We start from the raw sequence: 14,534 nt of genomic DNA, 5'->3' as shown, positions 1-14,534 counted from the left end.
GTGTTCTCCAACTATCTGATCGGTCTGCGCGAAGGGCTGGAGGCCAGCCTCGTCGTCTGCATCCTGATCGCCTATCTGGTCAAGACGGAGCGGCGGGACGCGCTGAGGCCGATCTGGATCGGCATCGTCGTCGCGGTGCTCATCGCGATGGGCTTCGGGTGCGCGCTCGAATTCGGCTCCCAGGAGATGACGTTCCAGGCCCAGGAGGCGCTCGGCGGCTCGCTGTCGATCCTCGCGGTCGGTCTGGTGACGTGGATGGTGTTCTGGATGCGGCGCACCGCCCGGCACCTCAAGTCCGAACTGCACGGCAAGCTGGACGCGGCCCTCGCGATGGGCACCGGCGCGCTGGTCGCCACCGCGTTCCTCGCCGTCGGCCGCGAGGGTCTGGAGACCGCGCTGTTCGTGTGGGCGTCGGTGCACGCGGCGAGCGACGGCACCCCGCGCCCGCTGATCGGCGTGGGCCTCGGCCTGGCCACCGCCGTGTTCCTGGGCTGGCTGTTCTACCGCGGCGCCCTGAAGATCAACCTCGCCAAGTTCTTCACCTGGACCGGCGCGATGCTCGTCGTGGTCGCGGCCGGTGTGCTGGCCTACGGCTTCCACGACCTCCAAGAGGCCGACTGGATCCCGGGGTTGACGAATCAGGCCTTCGACATCAGCGGCACGATCCCGCCGGACAGCTGGTACGGCACCCTCCTCAAGGGCGTCTTCAACTTCCAGCCGGACCCGACCGTCCTGCAGATCACGGTGTGGCTGCTGTACCTGATCCCCACGCTCACCCTGTTCTTCGCCCCGGTAGGGTTCGCCTCCGGGAAGGGGAAGGTGAAGACACCTGATGAGCAGGGATCGCAGCCCTCGAAGGCTCCGCAGGCTTGACCGGCGCGTACTCATAGCGGCCTGGATGACCGCTTTGTCGCTGACGGCGAGCGGATGCGTGGTGGTCCACGGGGAACGCGAGATCCTCCCGGCCACCACGCGCGCCGAGGCCGCCAAGGCGCTCCAGCAGTTCACGACCGCCTACAACGCGGCGGACAAGGCGTACGACAGTTCCCTGGACGCCACGCATGTCACCGGCGCGCTCGGTGACATCGACGCGGCGCGGCTGAAGGCGGGGCACACCAACTACCCGTCGGGGAACCCGAATTACGCCCCGCTGGAGCTGACGGACGCGAAGTTCACCATCCCGAAGAAGGCCGGCTGGCCGCGCTGGTTCCTCGCCGACACCGCCGCCAACAAGGGCGGCGGCGCCCGCTGGCTGCTGGTGTTCACCCGCGACGACCTGTCCGAGCCGTGGCAGGTGGCGTATCTGACGCTGCTCGCGCCCGCCTCCGTACCGAAGTTCAGGACCGACAAGGACGGCTGGGCCGAGGCCGTGCCGACCAACTCGGCCGAACTCGCCGTCGCGCCAGGTGACTTGAGCAAGAGCTATACGACATACCTGAAGAGCGGCGGGACCGATTTCGCGGACGGCACGCACACCAGCGCGTGGCGCGCGGACCGCGCGAAGGCCACCAAGCCCGGTCTGGCTGTCCAGTTCCTCGACGAACCGGTGACGAACGGCGACTACGCTCCGCTGGCGCTGCGCACCGCGGACGGCGGGGCGCTGGTGTTCTACACCACGCGCTATTTCCAGAAGGAGACCGCGGCGGCAGGCACCTCGGTGCCGACCCAGAACAAGGACGTGCAGGCGCTGACGACGGGTGCCGTGCAGCAGTCCCTCACCCTCCAACTCATGTCCAACCAGGTGGCGTTGGACCCGAAGCGGGGCGGCAAGGTGTCGGTGCTGGGCCGGATCGAGGGGCTGACCTCCGCGCAGGGCGGCTGACGGATCAGGCGGTCACAACCTCTTGGGGGTCAACGGCCCAGCGGCCAGGCCGCGTTGGTGTGGTCGGGTTCCTGGCCGGCGTGACGGGCGCAGGCGTCCGTGAGGGTTTCCAGGAGGGTCAGCGGGTCGGGCAGCGGATGCTCGGGGCCGCGTACCCAGTGCACGGACTGGTTGTCGCCGGGCAGTTGGGCCGGGGGGACCAGGACGTAGGAACCGCGGCAGTGCCAGCGCAGCCCCGGGTGTTCGTCCATCGTCTCGGGGTGGCAGTCCAGTTCGCACGGCCACCACTCGTCCTCGTCCTCGGGGGTGCCGCGGGTGAGGGTGAAGAACAGCAGCCGTCCGTCGTCGCTCGCGGCGACCGGCCCGACCTCGATACCGGCGGCGAGCAGCCGCTCCAGCGCCTCGCGGCCGGCCTCCAGGGGGACGTCGAGGACGTCGTTGACCATGCCGGTCGCGGTGATGAAGTTGGCCTGCGGCTGGTGGCGGGCCCAGCGCTCGATCTGCGCGCGGTCGGTCGTGGACTGCGTCTGCCAGGCGAACGACACCGGGTGCCGGGCCGGTGTGGGGCAGCCCACACGGTCGCACGAACATCGGTACCCCGGGGCGGGGTGCGCGGCGGGCGCGAGCGGCAGTCCCGCTCCGGCGGCGGCGAGCAGCAGCGCCTCGCGCTCACTGCCGTCGGCGGCCTCGTCCTGCGGGCGGCGTCCGCGCAGCCACGAGGAGAGTCTGCCCTGCCGACCGGTCCGGCCACCGAACGTCGCGCTCATCTATCTCCTCGCCTCGCTGTTGTCGCCCTGCTGTTCTTGTCCTGTTGTTGTACGGAGAACCTCCCCCATCGTCGCACCATCCTGCGCCCGGGGAGGCGGTACCCCACATGCGGGGTAGGTGGGACGAGACACACCGAGACCCGGATCACCGCCTATCGGACGATTTGCCGTGATTTACGGCCTTCAGGCCTACGACGCCACGGCGCTCCGCCGCTACGACGGCCAGGGGTCTCCCCAGTTCGCGTCCCGTGCCGCCTTGTACAGGTCGCCGTGGCGTTTGGTGACCGTCGTCCGGCGGAGGTGCTCGTCGCTCTCGCAGAGGTCGAGGAGTACCTGCCCCTTGCGGATCTGCGGGCGCCGTACGATCCGGGCGGGGGCGGGTTCGACGGGCAGGCGGGTGGCGGCGACGTAGCTGAACTTCTCGTCCTCGTACGGCAGGGAGCCGCCCTTCACCTGCCGGTGCAGGGAGGAACGGCTGACCCGGGTCGAGAAGTGGCACCAGTCCTCGCCGGGGACGATCGGGCAGGCGGCGCTGTGCGGGCAGGGAGCGGCGATACGGAACCCGGCACCGATCAGCCGGTCCCGGGCCTCGATGACGCGGGCGTATCCGTCCGGGGTGCCGGCCTCGACGATCACCACGGCCTGGGCGGCGGACGCGGCGGCGTCGACGAGGGCGGCGCGGTCGGGGACCGTGAGTTCGTTGAGGACGTAGGAGACGGTGACGAGGTCGGTGGGGTCGAGGGCGAGCGCGGAGCCGATACGAGCGCGCCGCCAACTGGCGTTGCGCAGGCCGGGGTTGGCGGCGGCGATCTCTCTCCCCAGCGCGAGTGCGGGCTCGGCCCAGTCGAGTACGGTCACCGGGCGGTCGCCGGACCAGGTGGCGGTGACGGCCCAGGTCGCGGCGCCGGTACCGCCGCCGACGTCGGTGTGCCCCTGCGGAGCCCAGCCGGGCACGGCATCGGCGAACGCGTCCAGCGCGGAGCGTACGGCTTCGAAGGTGGCCGGCATTCGATAGGCGGCGTAGGCGACGACGTCCGCGCGGTCCCTGAGGATCGGGGCGTCGGTCGGGGTGGCCCCGCGGTACTTGCCGATCAGGCGCTCCACGGCACCGGCGGCCTGCCGGGGCGGAAGCCCGCCGAGCAGGGCGGCGAGAGCGGTACGGAGGGTTTCGGCCGGGGTCACGGGGTCGTTCACCCGCCGATTCTAAGTGGGCCGGGGTGGGGGTTGCCGTCCCTGGGGGCTCCGCCCCCAGACCCCCGTCCTTTGCCCACCCACCACCCGTTTGCTGTCGGCCAAGAAGTGACCGTTCAAAAGCCCCGCCCAGCCCGCCGACTCGGCCCACCGAACAGCGAGCGTCAAAAACCCCGTACCGCCCGTGCCACCCGCGTCCCCGCCGCTGCCCTCGGCCCGCTGTCCGGTCCCCGTCTCCGTGGATGCACCGTGTTCGCCAGCAACACCAAAAACGTGTCCGTCGCCGGATCCAGTACCACCGACGTTCCCGTGAAGCCCGTGTGGCCCACCGCCCCCCGGCCCGCCAACTCCCCCATGAACCAGGCCTGATCGACCCCGAAGCCGAGCCCGGGCGGGGTCAGGAGCAGCTCCACATAGTCCGCGCCCAGGATGCGGGCGGGGCCGTACGAGCCCCCGGCCAGCAGCGTGCGGCAGAACACAGCCAGGTCGCGGCCGGTCGAGAAGAGACCCGCGTGGCCCGCCACGCCCCCCAGTGCCCAGGCGTTCTCGTCGTGGACGACGCCCCGCAGCATTCCCCGGTCCGCCTTGGCCCACGGGCGGCGTTGGTCCTCGGTGGCCGCCGCGCCGGGGCAGGGGCCGAAGTCGGTGGACGTCATGCCCAGGGGGCGGGTGATGCCGTCGTGGACGAGGACGTCGAGGGTGCGTCCGCTGACGCGTTCCAGGACGAACTGGAGCAGGAGGAGGTTCAGGTCCGAGTACAGATACTCGCCGGGCTCCCCCACCGGTGCCTCCGCCCGCAGCATCGCCAGGCGTTCCGTGTCGTCCGCGCAGTCGTACAGCGGGAGTTCGGGGCGCAGGCCGGACGTGTGGGTGAGGAGCTGGCGGACGGTGATGTCGTGGCGGGCGGCGGCGCGGAAGTCCGGGAGGTAGGCGCCGACGCGGGCGTCGATGCCGAGGGTGCCCCGCTCGATCTGCTGCATCGCGGCGACGGACGTGAAGAGTTTGGTGAGGGACGCCAGGTCGAAAGGGGTGTCGACCGTCATCGGGACGCGGGAGGACGGCGGCAGTTCCACACCCGCGTCCGTCTCGGGGTCGTAGGCCGAATACCGTACGGCCCAGCCCGCCGCCTCCTCCACGGCGATCACCGGGCCGCGGCCCGCGACCACGACAATTCCCGCCGCCCAGGGGCGGTCGCCGGTGGTGAGGTCGTGGATCTCGCGGATCAGGTGACGTAGCTCCTCGGGGTCGAGGCCCGCTCGTTCCGGTGTGTCGCTGCGCAGTCTCGGGGCGCTCAGCTGCCCACTCCCTCCGGAGTCGTACGGGTGTTCCAGGGTCGGCACATTCCCACGAAGCAGGCCACCGCCACCAGTGCGGCCACCAGTTGGACGACGGCCATCGGGACGGCCGTGTGCTCGCCCGCGATGCCGACGAGCGGGGAGGCCACCGCACCGATGAGGAAGGAGGACGTGCCCAGCAGCGCGGAGGCGGAGCCGGCGGAGTGCTTGGTGCGCATGAGGGCCAGGGTCTGGGCGTTGGGGAGGGTCACGCCCATCGCCGACATGAGGACGAAGAGGGCGGTGGCCACCGGGGCCAGGCCCACCTCTCCGAACACGCCCGTCGCCATCAGGAGCAGGGCCGTCGCCGCCGCTACCACCACCGCCAGGCCGGCGCCCAGCACCTTGTCCATGGAGACCCGGCCGACCAGCAGCTTGCCGTTGATCTGCCCGACCGCGACCAGGCCGACCGAGTTGACGCCGAACAGCAGGCTGAAGGTCTGCGGGGAGGCGCCGTAGATCTCCTGGACGACGAAGGGGGACGCGGAGATGTAGGCGAACAGGGCGGCGAAGGCGAAGCCGCCGGTGAGCATGTAGCCGGTGAAGGGGAGGTCGGCGAGGAGGCGGCGCATGGAGTGCAGGGCCTCGCGGGTGCCGCCGATGTGCCGGTCGGCGGGGGCGAGGGTCTCGGGGAGGCGGGTCCAGACGAGGACCGCGAGGGCGGCCCCGACAAAGGTCAGGACGACGAACACGCCCCGCCAGTCCGTCACCCGCAGGATCTGGCCGCCGACGAGCGGCGCGACGATCGGGGCGACCCCGGAGACCAGCATGAGGGTGGAGAAGAAGCGGGCCATCGCGACGCCGTCGTAGAGGTCGCGGACGACCGCTCGCGCGATCACTATTCCGGCCGCGCCCGCCAGGCCCTGGAGCAGGCGGAAGGCGACCAGGAACTCCACGTTCGGCGCGACCGCGCACAGGGCGGTCGCGCCGACGTAGACGGCGAGGCCGGTCAGCAGCGGGCGTCTTCGGCCCCATCGGTCGCTCATCGGGCCGACCACCAGCTGCCCGAGCGCCATGCCGGCGAGGCACGCGGTGAGGGTGAGCTGGACGGTCGCGGCGGGCGCGTGCAGGGCGCGGGTGACGGCCGGGAGCGCGGGGAGGTACATGTCCATCGACAGCGGCGGGGTCGCGGTGAGGCCGCCGAGGATGAGGATGACGAGGAGGCCCGCTCGGCGGGTCGCCTTGAGCGACGACGGCGGTACGGCGGACTGCTGCGCGGCCGGTGCCTGCGCCTCCTGCTCGGGCATGTGCCCCTCCCTCTCTGGCTGATCCGCCACCTATGCTCTCAGCTCGTACAGGGTGCCGAGGGTCTGGTGAACGAGGGTGGGGCCGCGATGACGGAAGAGAACGTGCGCTGGGGAGTCCTGGCGACCGGTGGGATCGCCGCCGCGTTCACGGCGGCGCTGGTGGATCTGCCGGACGCCGAGGTGGTCGCGGTGGCCTCGCGGACGGAGGAGTCGGCGAAGGCGTTCGCGGACCGGTTCGGGATCGAGCGGGCCTACGGCGACTGGGCCGCGCTGGCACAGGACGGGGACATCGATGTCGTCTACGTCGCCACCCCGCACTCGGCGCACCGCACGGCGGCCGGTCTCTGTCTGGAGGCCGGGCGGAACGTGCTCGTCGAGAAGGCCTTCACCCTCAACTCCCGTGAGGCGAACGAACTTGTCGCCCTGGCGGCCGACCGCGACAGCTTCCTCATGGAGGCCATGTGGATGTACTGCAATCCGCTGGTACGGCGCCTGAAGGCGTTCGTGGACGACGGCGCGATCGGTGAAGTGCGTACCGTCCAGGCCGACTTCGGGCTCGCGGGGCCGTTCCCGCCCTCGCACCGGCTGCGGGACCCGGCGCAGGGCGGGGGCGCGCTGCTGGACCTCGGGGTGTACCCGGTGTCGTTCGCGCAGCTGCTGCTCGGTGAGCCCGCCGACATCAAGGCGTCGGCCGTGCTCTCCGCCGAGGGTGCCGATCTGCAGACGGCGGCCCTGTTCTCCTGGGACAGCGGCGCGCTGGCGGCGCTGCACTGCTCGATCGTCGGGGGTACGGGGACCTCGGCGTCGGTGACCGGTTCGCTGGGCCGGATCGACATCCCGGACGGCTTCTTCCACCCGGAGCGGTTCGTGCTGCACCGGGACGGCCGTGACCCCGAGGAGTTCGTCCTCGACCCGGCGGACGGGCCGCGCAACACGCTGCGGCACGAGGCGGCCGAGGTGATGCGGGCGCTGCGGGCCGGGGAGACCGAGTCGCCGCTGGTGCCGCTTGAGGGCACCCTCGCGGTGATGCGCACGCTGGACGCGGTGCGGGAGCGGATCGGGGTGCGCTACCCGCAGGAGGGCTGACCCCGGCTCGTAGGCTGCGGTCCATGAACGCTGAGCAATCGAGGATCGCCGTGGTGACCGGCGCGGGCTCCGGGATCGGCCGCGCGGTCGCCGTGGAACTGCTGCGCGCGGGCTGGTCGGTGGCGCTGGCCGGCCGCCGCGCCGGGACGCTGGAGGAGACGGCCGCGCTGGTGCCCGAGGGCGCCTCCATCGTCGTAGCGACGGATGTGGCGCGGCCGGAGGACGTGGCCGGGCTGTTCGCGGCGACCGTGGAGCGGTTCGGGCGGGTGGACCTGTTGTTCAACAACGCGGGGACGTTCGGGCCCGGCGGGGTGCCGGTGGAGGAGCTGCCCTACGACGCGTGGCGGCACGTGGTGGACACCAACCTCAACGGGGCGTTCCTGTGCGCGCAGGCCGCGTTCCGGCAGATGAAGGAGCAGGCGCCGCAGGGCGGGCGGATCATCAACAACGGGTCGATCTCCGCGCACACGCCCCGGCCGCACTCGGTGGCCTACACGGCGACCAAGCACGCGCTGACTGGACTGACGAAGTCGCTTTCGCTGGACGGGCGGCCGTACTCGATCGCGGTCGGACAGATCGACATCGGGAACGCGGCGACGGACATGACGCGGCGGATGGAGACCGGGGCGCTGCAGGCCAACGGGGTGGTAGCCCCGGAACCGGTGATGGATGTCGCGGATGTGGCGCGCACGGTGCGGCACATGGCGGAGTTGCCGTTGGCGGCGAATGTGCAGTTCGCGACGGTGTTGGCGACGTCGATGCCGTATGTGGGCCGTGGCTGAGGCAAGTTGCACAAACGGAATTTGACCGTCCGCACCATTGCGCCCGGTTGCTGACTTATGCTCAACTCTTCTCCACCAAAGCTTCACAGTTGGAGCACACGGCTTCCGCAGACCAAACCGAGGGGGGAGGCGACAGTCGTTCCACTGCCCGGGTGGGAGTGGGCCTCGCGTGGGACCGCGAGGTGTCACACCGGGCGGTGGAACGGCTGTCGCACAGTTCAACTCCCGTCTTCCTCACGGGACTTCGCCGCCGCTGCGGCCGCCCGCCGCCTCCGCAGCGCGAACGCGCCGCCCGCGAGCACGACCACCGTCCCGGCCGCGCCCTCCAGCAGATGCCACGGCGAAGTACCGTCCGCCGACGAGGCCGCCGCGCCCGTGGCCCCCGGAGCCCCCTTGGCACCCTTCCCCGACGGCGTCGGGCTCGCGCTCGCCCCGCCCTCGCTCAGCGGATCGACCAGCGTGCCCACCGCCTTGGCCGAACTCCCTTTCCCGAAGCCCCAGTCGAGCAGCGCCTCGGTCTCCTTGTAGACCTCGTTGCCGCCGTTGGCCGGGTGCATCACGGTCACCAGGAGGGTGCGGCCGTCGCGGGTGGCGGCGCCCGTGAAGGTGTTTCCGGCGTGGCTGGTGTAGCCGTTCTTGACGCCGATCATGCCCTTGTACGGGCGCAGTCCGTAGGCGCCGGTGAGCAGGCGGTCGGTGTTCTGGATCTGGAAGGTCTTCTTGCCGCCGGCCGGGAAGTTCGCGGTCCTGGTGGAGCAGTAGGCGCCGAAGTCCTCGTCGTGCAGGCCGTGCCGGGCGAAGAGGGTGAGGTCGTACGCCGAGGAGACCTGCCCGGGGTGGTCGAAGCCGTCCGGGCTCACCACATGCGTGTCCAGGGCCTGGAGGTCCTTCGCCTTGGCCTGCATCTCGGCGACCGTCTTGGCGATCCCGCCGTTCATGTGGGACAGCACATGCACGGCGTCGTTGCCGGAGCGGAGGAAGACGCCCTGCCACAGCTGGTGGACGGTGTAGGTGATGCCGGGCTTGACGCCGACCATGCTGGAGCCGGAGGGGACATCGGCGAGGTCGGCGTCGGTGACCCGGTAGGTCCGGGTCCGCTCGAACTTCCCCAGCACGGTGTCGGCGAACAGCATCTTCAGCGTGGACGCGGGCGCGAGACGCTGATGCGCGCGGTACGAGGCGAGCACCTCGCCGGTCTTGTGGTCGGCGACGAGCCAGGAACGGGCGGTGAGCTTCTTGGGCAGACCGGTGGCACCACTCGTCTGGATCCCGTCGCGGGCCAGACGCTCACCGCCTATCACTGTCGCCGCGGACGCGGGAGCGGCCGCCGCCACGGGAAGGGCGGCGGCGGTCAGACCGAGGGCGGCACGCCGGGTGAGCCGAGAGGAATCGCGCATCCGGGGACCGTACAAAATCGAGGCCGGGCGGTGCACGGCGGGGGTGGCGAAAAGACGTCGTGGCCAAGGCGCGGCACCCCACACCAACACGCCATTGAACTGGGGTTTCCTGGCAGGAAGCCCTCCGCAGCTTAGGAATGAGCTGTCTGACACAATTCTGATTTCGGGCGTCTTTTTCTCAGGCCAGACACATCCTTTACTCAGGTCGACTCAAAGGTTCCTCCATAGCTTGTGGCCGCGCCCACAGCGGGCGCCAAGAACCTTTGGGGAATGGGATGTTTGGCATCTATCTCAAGCGCGAGCTGAGCCGGCGCAAGAAGGCGGCCCTGGTCATCGCCATGGGTCTGGCGCTCGGTATCGCGCTGGTCATCACCGTCAACTCGGTGTCGGCCGGCATGAATCAGGCTCAGGACAAGGTCCTCAAGTCTCTGTACGGTCTCGGAACCGACATGACCGTGACCAAGGCGCAGTCGGCCCCCAAGGCCGGCAGCTCACAGGGTCCCAGCTTCAAGTTCGGCGGCACCTCCACCAGCAGCTCACAGAGCTCGGACCGGGTGAACACGCAGGGCGGTCAGGTCCTCGCGTCCTCTCTGGTCACCAAGGTCGCCGCGCAGAAGGGCGTGTCCGCCGCGGTCGGCTCGCTCACCCTGAACGTCACCAAGGTCGACGGCTCCTTCACCCAGGGCAAGGCGAAGTCCTCCACCACCTCCGGCTCCTCCCAGCAGGGCGGCCCCGGCGGCGGTGGCGGAACCGGCAGCACCGGCGCGCCCCAGGTCCAGGGCGGCGGCGCCAACTTCAACGTGAACTCGTACTCGGTCGCCGGCATCGACGTCACCAACCAGACGCTCGGCCCGCTGTCCACGTCGAAGATCACCTCCGGCAAGACGTTCACGACCTCGCAGACCAACGCGAAGGTCGCCGTCATCAGCGCCTCGTACGCCAAGTCGAAGAAGTACAAGGTCGGTTCGACCTTCAAGATCTCCAGCACCAAGTTCACGGTCATCGGCATCGCGACGCCCAACAGCAGCGAGTCCACGATCGACGTGTACCTGCCGCTGAAGCAGGCGCAGACGCTGGGCGACTCGAAGAACAAGGTCACCACGATCTACGTCAAGGCGACCGACTCCAAGCAGATCTCGACCGTCAAGACGACCATCCAGAAGAACATCTCGGGTACGACGGTCACCACCTCCGCCGACCTCGCGTCCACCGTGTCCGGCTCGCTGTCCACCGCCTCCAACCTGGCGACCAGCGTCGGCAAGTGGCTGTCCATCGCGGTCCTCATCGCCGCGTTCCTGGTGGCCGCGCTGCTCACCTCCTCCGCGGTGTCCCGCCGGGTGCGTGAGTTCGGCACCCTCAAGGCGCTCGGCTGGCCGAGCCGCAAGGTCACCCGGCAGGTCGTCGGCGAGTCCATGGTCAACGGTCTGATCGGCGGCGGTCTCGGTATCGCGCTGGGCCTCGCAGCGGCCTACACGGTCACCGCGATCAGCCCCAAGCTGACCGCGCAGCTCGGCAACACCGGCGGTGGCGGCCAGGGCGGCCCCGGCGGCGGTCAGGGCGGCGGCCCCGGCCAGCAGGCCACCCAGAACACCCTGGAGATCGCCCTGAACGCGCCGGTCTCGCTGACCACCATCGCCCTCGCGGTGGGCCTGGCCGTCACCGGCGGGCTGATCGCCGGCGCGATGGGCGGCTGGCGCGCCTCCCGGATGCGCCCGGCGGACGCCCTGCGCAGCGTCTCCTAGCCGCTGCCCCCCTTGATCCGGGGCGCCGCCTCCACTCCCCCCGGGAGGCGGCGCCCCAACTCTCTTCTTCTTCACGGACTCATCGACGGAGATCCCATGTACAAGCTCACCGGCGTCACCAAGCGCTACACGCGGGGCAAGGAGACGGTCGAGGCGCTGCGCGGCGTCGACCTGACGATCGAGGACGGCGACCAGCTCGTCATCCAGGGCCCCACCGGCGGCGGCAAGTCGACGCTGCTGCAGATGATCGGCGGCCTGGACCGCCCCACCGAGGGCAGTGTCGAGCTGGACGGCGTCAACCTCGCCACCATCAGCGAGGCCAAGCTGACGCGGCTGCGGGCCGAGAAGATCGGCATCATCTTCCAGTCCTTCAACCTCATCCCGACGCTCACCGCGCAGGAGAACGTCGAGACGGCCCTGGTCCCGCTCGGCGTCAAGCCGGCGGAACGCCGCGAGCGGGCGGCCGAGGCCCTCACCTCGGTCGGCCTCGGCGACCGCCTCAAGCACGCCCCCTCCGAGCTGTCCGGCGGCCAGCAGCAGCGCGTCGCGATCGCCCGCGCGCTGGTGAAGAAGCCGAAGGTGCTCCTCGCCGACGAGCCCACCGGCAACCTCGACGAGGGCACCCGCGACGACATCATGGGCCTGCTCGAAGGCCTCTGGCACGAGTACGGGCTGACCTTCATCATGGTCACCCACGACTCGTCCATCGCCCGCCGCGCCCCGCGCCTGGCCACCATCAAGGCCGGCCAGATCACGCTGACCGAACAGGGGCGGGGCGGCCAGTTCACCCCCCAGCAGCAGTACGCACAGCACGGCAACCAGGGTTACTGAGCCCGCCCGTTGACCCCGTCGGGGCCGTTCACCTCCCGGGCACCTGGTCGATCTCGGCCAACTGCCCGGCGGTGAGCGGCCCTTCGGCGATCACCCCGGCGTTCTCGTACGGCCGAGGCCGACCGACCGGCGGTGAGCCGCTCCTCCGCCGCCGCGCCCGCGCTCCCCAACGGCAGGGACCGGCCGCCCGCTGTCGCCCTCCCGTCGAACCGCCTACCGCCCCAGCACCCGATCGATCTCCGCCACCTGCCCCGCGCTGAGCGGCCCCTTCGCGATCGCGCCCGCGTTCTGTTCGGCCTGGGCGACCGAGCGGAAGCCCGGGATCGGGACGGTGCGCGGGCTGCGCGCCCACAGCCAGGCGAGGGCGCCCTGGGCGGACGTACGGCCCTCGGAGGTGAGGATCTCGCGCAGGGCGTCGACCCGGGCGACCCAGTCCTCGTCGGCCCCGGCGCCCTGCTTGAAGCCCTGCATCCAGGCGGGCGGGGTGTTGCGGATGTCGCCGGCCTCCAGGGTCCGCCCGGCGGCCTGCTTGCCGGTGAGCAGCCCCATCGCCAGGGGGCTGCGGTTGATGCTCGCGAGCCCCAACTCCTCGCACAGCGCGAACATTTCGGGCGCGTCCTGGAACACGTTCGCCGCGTGCTGTACGGCAGCGCAGTGCTCCCCCTCGGCGAACACGGCGGCGCGCGCGGGGTCGTCGGTGCTCCAGGCGTAGGCCCGGATCAGCCCCTCCCGCACGAACTCCTCGCACTGGTCCCGGAGTTGAGCCGCACGCCCCAAGTCGGCGTCGGACAGGTGCAGTTGGTAGAGGTCGACGTGGTCGGTGCCGAGCCGCTCCAGCGACGCGGTGAGCGCGCGGCGGGCGTACTCCGGGGAGTCGTCGGAGCCGGTGAGCGTGCGGGTCTCCTCGTCGAAGACGTTGCCCCACTTGGTGGCGAGGACGACATCGTCGCGGCGCTTGCCGAGCGCGCGGCCGAGGACACGCTCGCTGTGCCCGGCGCCGTAGGTGTCGGCGGTGTCGAAGAAGGTGACCCCCAGGTCGAGGGCGCGCCGGACCGCCCGTACGGACTCCTCGTCGTCGACCTTGCCCCAGCCCAGCGGCTGCCCGCTCGCGTCCTGCCACTCCCCGCCGATGGCCCAGCAGCCGAAGCCGAGAGCGCTCACGTCGATACCGGTGCGTCCGAGAGTCCTGCCGTTCGTCTCCATGCCTGCGGACACTAGGAGTTGGAGTGCACACCAAGGCAAGGGTTTTTACGTCGGACGGGCCGACCGATACTTCTACGCCTGCCCGGTCTCGAAGCGGGCGATCCGGCCGTCCTCGCCGACCGTGAAACTCCACCGGGTGCGCATCTCGCCCCAGGCGTCGTTGGAGTAGCGGGCCACGAGGGCCCGGCCGCCGTTCGACTCGCGGTCGACCTCCATGTGGCCGTGGGAGGAGAAGATCTCCCGGTCGATCCACTCCGCGAGGTCACGGTCGGAGCCGTCGTCCGCCATCGTCGCGCCGGGCGCGAGCAGCGCCAGGAAGGCGTCGCGGTCATGGGCGTTCACGGCGCTGACGAAGGCCCGGACGGACGGATCGCTGAGTTTGGCTGGCTGAATCGTCATGCGGGCCAGACTCACACCGTTCCTCGGGGGCCGCCACCCGAACGGCCGCGCGAACCCGCCCGCCGGACACCAGGGATGCGACGGTGGAGGGACCGTCCGCGCCGTCCGTCCGGGGAGTCACCGTGACCTGTTACGACCGACAAGATCTGGGCCTGCTGCTGCTCCGGCTGGGTACCGGCGGGGTGCTGGCCGCGCACGGTTCGCAGAAGCTGTTCGGCTGGTTCGGCGGGGGCGGGATCGAGGGCACCGGCGCGGCCATGGAGGCGATGGGCTACTCCCCCGGCAGGCAGAGCGCCACGATGGCGGGCCTCGCGGAGGCGGGCGGCGGCGCCCTCCTCGCGGTGGGCCTGGCGACTCCGGCGGCGGGCGCGGCGGCGGCCGGTGCGATGGTCGGCGCCGCCGCGGTGAGCAAGCCAAACGGCTTCTTCGCGGCGGCCGGCGGCTACGAGTACGCGGCGTCCCTCGCCCTGACCGCGGCCGGTCTCGCAGTCACGGGCCCGGGCCGTCTCTCCCTGGACCACGCGCTCGGCCACGCGGTGAACCGGGGCTGGATGGTCCCGGTCGCGCTCGCGGTGACCGGGGCGGCGACGGCCGTGGTGGTCGGGATGCGCAACCGGCGGGTGCGGGGTGCGGGGGCGGCGGAGTTCGGGCAGGAGACGCTGTTCGACGAGGCGGACGCGCTCTTCGGCAGCAGGGGGTGGTCCGACGCGTAGGGACCTGATGGCAGGCTGGA

Annotated in this window: 14 protein-coding genes; 7 read left to right on the top strand and 7 right to left on the bottom strand. The window is 71.1% G+C overall.

The features are described from left to right. Together efeU and ACIBJH_RS12375 are read left to right on the top strand one after the other, a co-directional pair. Positions 1–873 carry an iron uptake transporter permease EfeU gene (gene efeU / locus ACIBJH_RS12380; RefSeq protein ID WP_399116779.1) on the top strand — a complete coding sequence of 291 codons (873 nt, stop codon included), beginning with the start codon at positions 1–3 and terminating at the stop codon, positions 871–873. Then, a complete protein-coding gene (locus ACIBJH_RS12375; RefSeq protein WP_399116778.1) occupies positions 833–1,822 on the top strand; it encodes a hypothetical protein in 990 nt (329 codons plus the stop codon). Before efeU ends, ACIBJH_RS12375 begins: the two co-directional genes overlap by 41 nt. A 29-nt stretch (positions 1,823–1,851) precedes the next feature. On the opposite strand, the gene ACIBJH_RS12370 is transcribed toward ACIBJH_RS12375, so the two are convergent. The 4 genes from ACIBJH_RS12370 to ACIBJH_RS12355 all read right to left on the bottom strand — a co-directional run bounded on the left by ACIBJH_RS12370 (position 1,852) and on the right by ACIBJH_RS12355 (position 6,361). Further along, entirely contained in the window at positions 1,852–2,589 is a 738-nt protein-coding gene (locus tag ACIBJH_RS12370) for a bifunctional DNA primase/polymerase (protein ID WP_399116777.1), read from the bottom strand. 213 nt (positions 2,590–2,802) lie between these two features. After that, positions 2,803–3,783: a small ribosomal subunit Rsm22 family protein gene (locus ACIBJH_RS12365; protein WP_399116776.1), complete on the bottom strand. Its 981-nt coding sequence runs from the start codon at positions 3,781–3,783 to the stop codon at positions 2,803–2,805. A 161-nt stretch (positions 3,784–3,944) separates the two neighbouring features. Next, a complete protein-coding gene (locus ACIBJH_RS12360; protein WP_399116775.1) occupies positions 3,945–5,120 on the bottom strand; it encodes a serine hydrolase domain-containing protein in 1,176 nt (391 codons plus the stop codon). Next, the gene (locus ACIBJH_RS12355; protein WP_399116774.1) at positions 5,072–6,361 is read right to left on the bottom strand and encodes a multidrug effflux MFS transporter; all 1,290 of its coding nucleotides are present in this window, start codon (positions 6,359–6,361) and stop codon (positions 5,072–5,074) included. Before ACIBJH_RS12355 ends, ACIBJH_RS12360 begins: the two co-directional genes overlap by 49 nt. Positions 6,362–6,448: 87 nt before the next feature. Between ACIBJH_RS12355 and ACIBJH_RS12350 the strand changes: the two genes are divergently transcribed. Both ACIBJH_RS12350 and ACIBJH_RS12345 read left to right on the top strand, forming a co-directional pair. Further along, positions 6,449–7,447 (top strand): Gfo/Idh/MocA family protein, encoded by a 999-nt coding sequence (locus tag ACIBJH_RS12350; RefSeq protein ID WP_399116773.1) that lies wholly within the window; start codon positions 6,449–6,451, stop codon positions 7,445–7,447. Positions 7,448–7,470: 23 nt separating this feature from the next. Beyond that, on the top strand, positions 7,471–8,229 hold the full coding sequence (locus ACIBJH_RS12345) for an SDR family oxidoreductase (RefSeq protein WP_399116772.1): 759 nt from the start codon (positions 7,471–7,473) through the stop codon (positions 8,227–8,229). A 218-nt stretch (positions 8,230–8,447) separates the two neighbouring features. Here the strand turns inward: ACIBJH_RS12345 and ACIBJH_RS12340 are convergent, their stop codons facing one another. Next, positions 8,448–9,626 carry a D-alanyl-D-alanine carboxypeptidase family protein gene (locus ACIBJH_RS12340; protein ID WP_399116771.1) on the bottom strand — a complete coding sequence of 393 codons (1,179 nt, stop codon included), beginning with the start codon at positions 9,624–9,626 and terminating at the stop codon, positions 8,448–8,450. A gap of 275 nt (positions 9,627–9,901) precedes the next feature. Between ACIBJH_RS12340 and ACIBJH_RS12335 the strand changes: the two genes are divergently transcribed. Continuing rightward, positions 9,902–11,368, top strand: coding sequence for an ABC transporter permease (locus tag ACIBJH_RS12335; RefSeq protein WP_399116770.1), 1,467 nt, complete (start codon positions 9,902–9,904; stop codon positions 11,366–11,368). Between the two features lie 96 nt (positions 11,369–11,464). Further along, the gene (locus ACIBJH_RS12330; protein ID WP_359613884.1) at positions 11,465–12,199 is read left to right on the top strand and encodes an ABC transporter ATP-binding protein; all 735 of its coding nucleotides are present in this window, start codon (positions 11,465–11,467) and stop codon (positions 12,197–12,199) included. A 213-nt stretch (positions 12,200–12,412) separates the two neighbouring features. Here the strand turns inward: ACIBJH_RS12330 and ACIBJH_RS12325 are convergent, their stop codons facing one another. Together ACIBJH_RS12325 and ACIBJH_RS12320 are read right to left on the bottom strand one after the other, a co-directional pair. Next, positions 12,413–13,402, bottom strand: a complete 990-nt coding sequence (locus ACIBJH_RS12325; protein ID WP_399116769.1) for an aldo/keto reductase — start codon at positions 13,400–13,402, stop codon at positions 12,413–12,415. A 72-nt stretch (positions 13,403–13,474) separates the two neighbouring features. Continuing rightward, complete coding sequence (locus ACIBJH_RS12320) at positions 13,475–13,801, bottom strand: nuclear transport factor 2 family protein (protein ID WP_399116768.1); 327 nt, start codon at positions 13,799–13,801, stop codon at positions 13,475–13,477. A 122-nt stretch (positions 13,802–13,923) separates the two neighbouring features. On the opposite strand from ACIBJH_RS12320, the gene ACIBJH_RS12315 reads away from it, so the two are divergent. Next, positions 13,924–14,514 carry a DoxX family membrane protein gene (locus ACIBJH_RS12315; RefSeq protein WP_399116767.1) on the top strand — a complete coding sequence of 197 codons (591 nt, stop codon included), beginning with the start codon at positions 13,924–13,926 and terminating at the stop codon, positions 14,512–14,514. Positions 14,515–14,534 lie beyond the last annotated feature (20 nt).

The organism is Streptomyces sp. NPDC050548, from assembly GCF_044457385.1.
In the GTDB taxonomy this organism is placed as follows: domain Bacteria; phylum Actinomycetota; class Actinomycetes; order Streptomycetales; family Streptomycetaceae; genus Streptomyces.
This window is presented reverse-complemented; position numbering and strand designations above follow the sequence as displayed.

What these genes read in the sequence shown, in the direction of transcription:
- ACIBJH_RS12375 (WP_399116778.1), top strand. Translation starts at nt 833, where the DNA reads ATGAGCAGGGATCGCAGCCCTCGAAGGCTCCGCAGGCTTGACCGGCGC.
- ACIBJH_RS12370 (WP_399116777.1), bottom strand. Translation starts at nt 2,589, where the DNA reads ATGAGCGCGACGTTCGGTGGCCGGACCGGTCGGCAGGGCAGACTCTCC.
- ACIBJH_RS12355 (WP_399116774.1), bottom strand. Translation starts at nt 6,361, where the DNA reads ATGCCCGAGCAGGAGGCGCAGGCACCGGCCGCGCAGCAGTCCGCCGTA.
- ACIBJH_RS12350 (WP_399116773.1), top strand. Translation starts at nt 6,449, where the DNA reads ATGACGGAAGAGAACGTGCGCTGGGGAGTCCTGGCGACCGGTGGGATC.
- ACIBJH_RS12345 (WP_399116772.1), top strand. Translation starts at nt 7,471, where the DNA reads ATGAACGCTGAGCAATCGAGGATCGCCGTGGTGACCGGCGCGGGCTCC.
- ACIBJH_RS12340 (WP_399116771.1), bottom strand. Translation starts at nt 9,626, where the DNA reads ATGCGCGATTCCTCTCGGCTCACCCGGCGTGCCGCCCTCGGTCTGACC.
- ACIBJH_RS12335 (WP_399116770.1), top strand. Translation starts at nt 9,902, where the DNA reads ATGTTTGGCATCTATCTCAAGCGCGAGCTGAGCCGGCGCAAGAAGGCG.
- ACIBJH_RS12330 (WP_359613884.1), top strand. Translation starts at nt 11,465, where the DNA reads ATGTACAAGCTCACCGGCGTCACCAAGCGCTACACGCGGGGCAAGGAG.
- ACIBJH_RS12325 (WP_399116769.1), bottom strand. Translation starts at nt 13,402, where the DNA reads ATGGAGACGAACGGCAGGACTCTCGGACGCACCGGTATCGACGTGAGC.
- ACIBJH_RS12320 (WP_399116768.1), bottom strand. Translation starts at nt 13,801, where the DNA reads ATGACGATTCAGCCAGCCAAACTCAGCGATCCGTCCGTCCGGGCCTTC.